The sequence below is a fragment of the Desulfobacter curvatus DSM 3379 genome (assembly GCF_000373985.1).
In the GTDB taxonomy this organism is placed as follows: domain Bacteria; phylum Desulfobacterota; class Desulfobacteria; order Desulfobacterales; family Desulfobacteraceae; genus Desulfobacter; species Desulfobacter curvatus.
Window position 1 is genome coordinate 1 of sequence record NZ_KB893002.1, and the last position, 2166, is coordinate 2166.

Below are 2166 nucleotides of genomic sequence, written 5' to 3' on the forward strand. Positions count from 1 at the left end.
AGAAAGTCTGTGTAATTAACACAGATCTTTCAACTTTCGTTGTGGGCTGAACCACGGTGAAAAACCAGGTCAGCCCGTGGCTGTTATATGAAAGTTCTAATAAGTTGCTAAATTACTTTCATGTTTTGTTATTGGTTCAGCCTGGGTGTTGATAGGCCAGGTCGGCCCATGGCCGTTAGTAAATTAAACTGAACGCATAGCACCTTTCCACTGAATTTCCTTAGGTGTCGTCATGTCAGGAATATTTTCCCCAATCATCACAAACAGGTTTTAAGTTGATCAAAACAGTCTCAGGCCGATCTATTTTTGACCGTGGTTCACTTTACCCCGAAAATTGAAATCTCTGTTTAAGTTGAGCCGACTTTCTTATAAAAATATCGGATGGATTTTACAACCCTCATTTGATATGCTATGTTTATTAACAGGATATGACTTTATTCAGACTATTATCTTGAAATGAGCCTGATACTGTAATGTGCTCCTCATCTATTGAATCTGTATTTTTCGAAAATTCTTGCATTGGAAATTATTCTTCTCATTAAGTGATTATCCGAAGTCTATACCTCCACCCGGTTAGAGAAAAAATTATATCTTTGAGAAAGGAGGAGAAAATGACCACACGCCGTATATTGGTTCCTTCAAACTTTATGACCAATGACGACAAGTCATTACTATTTGTTATTCAAAAGTATTCCCACAATAAAAACGTTAGGGTTACATTGTTTCACGCCTATACTCCGGTTCCTAAAATTGAAGTTCGAAATAATCCTATCATGGAAAAGATGTCCGGTAACCTGTCCTATTTGAAACAATTTCAAAAAGCTAAGGAAGAAGAGTTACAGAAGGCAAAGGATAAATTAGTGAAGGGCGGCTTTGCAGGCTCACAGGTAGATTATATTTTTACCCCATTGAAAAATGATATTGCTATCGATATCATCAAGTTAGTTCAAGAAAAAAAGTTTAACGTTGTGGTTATGAACCGTAATCCTAATAAAATTGCCAAATTTTTTATTAGAAGCGTTTCCAAAAAGGTGTCTGATGGCCTAAAAGGAGCTGCCGATGTTTATGTTTTAAATTGACGATGCGACAGAACAAAAACAGCGTCGTCAATTGTATGGTAAAATAAAATATTGCTTCTAAACAGATAGTTATGCTTTTAACAGACCTTATGAAGGAGGTTTCCATGTCTCTTCAAAATAAAATAGATTTGGATACGTATAAACTCATTATTGAAACCCTTACAAAATCAGATGATTTAACAGTAATGGGCTCCCAGCTTACAAGCCTGCTGATTGGTGCCACAGGCGCAAAGGGAGCCTCATTGTTTATTTTGAATACGGAAAAAGAGGAACTTGAAATTCTTGCCACAGAAGGATTAAGCTCTGACTATGTGAACAAAGGGCCTATTTTAATTGATCAGAGCATTAAACATGAGTCAAACCAAAACCCTGTTATCATCAAAGACACACAAAAGAGTGATATACTGCAGTATCCTGAAAAAGCCTTAGATGAAGGAGTAAGGTCGATTGTATCTCTTCCCATTAATATTAGAGGGAAAGTGATCGGCGCTCTCAGAATCTATCATTCAACGGTGTTGGATCTTTCAGAGGCGGATCTCTCCTTTCTGCAGGTGCTGACCCATAATGTTGGCATGGCTCTAATGTATTTCAGACTCTCAACCACGGTTCTGGAGATAAAAGAAAGTGTCAATGAGATACACCCTATTTGGCTATAGACCGGGGTACTGGGTGACAATGGGAAATTTTTGGACCTACTGATTAAGAGTCAGTTTTTATAAAAGTGTTTTATACAATAAATGGCACTTTGGGTCTCAATAAATTTTAAAACGGGTGCCAACTCTCCAGCCAGCACCCGTTAATTTTTAACAGCCTTATTTGTGTATGATTTTTCCGTTATTGTCATATACATTCGAATTGTTCCCTGAATGCTTCGAGTTCAGCATTGATCTCACTGCGGTATCATCGGTATTTTTTAAGGGTTCAGGTGCTAATGGAAATACCTGGCGCTTGTCTGGATGGATAACAGCGGCACAGAGAGCTTGATGGGAGTACCTATTCTGCGACAATTATCTTGTCCGGTTGACGACAATTACCTTGACCGGTTTGTCGTGATAAAACCCCAGACACTAAAATTCACTTAATTGGA

2 protein-coding genes are annotated in these 2166 nt (G+C 38.0%); both read left to right on the plus strand.

The features are described 5' to 3' along the window. The first annotated feature begins 611 nt into the window (after window positions 1–611). Entirely contained in the window at window positions 612–1079 is a 468-nt protein-coding gene (locus tag B147_RS0108290; RefSeq protein WP_020586747.1) for a universal stress protein, read from the plus strand. A gap of 104 nt (window positions 1080–1183) precedes the next feature. After that, entirely contained in the window at window positions 1184–1735 is a 552-nt protein-coding gene (locus B147_RS0108295) for a GAF domain-containing protein (RefSeq protein WP_020586748.1), read from the plus strand. Window positions 1736–2166: the final 431 nt, after the last annotated feature.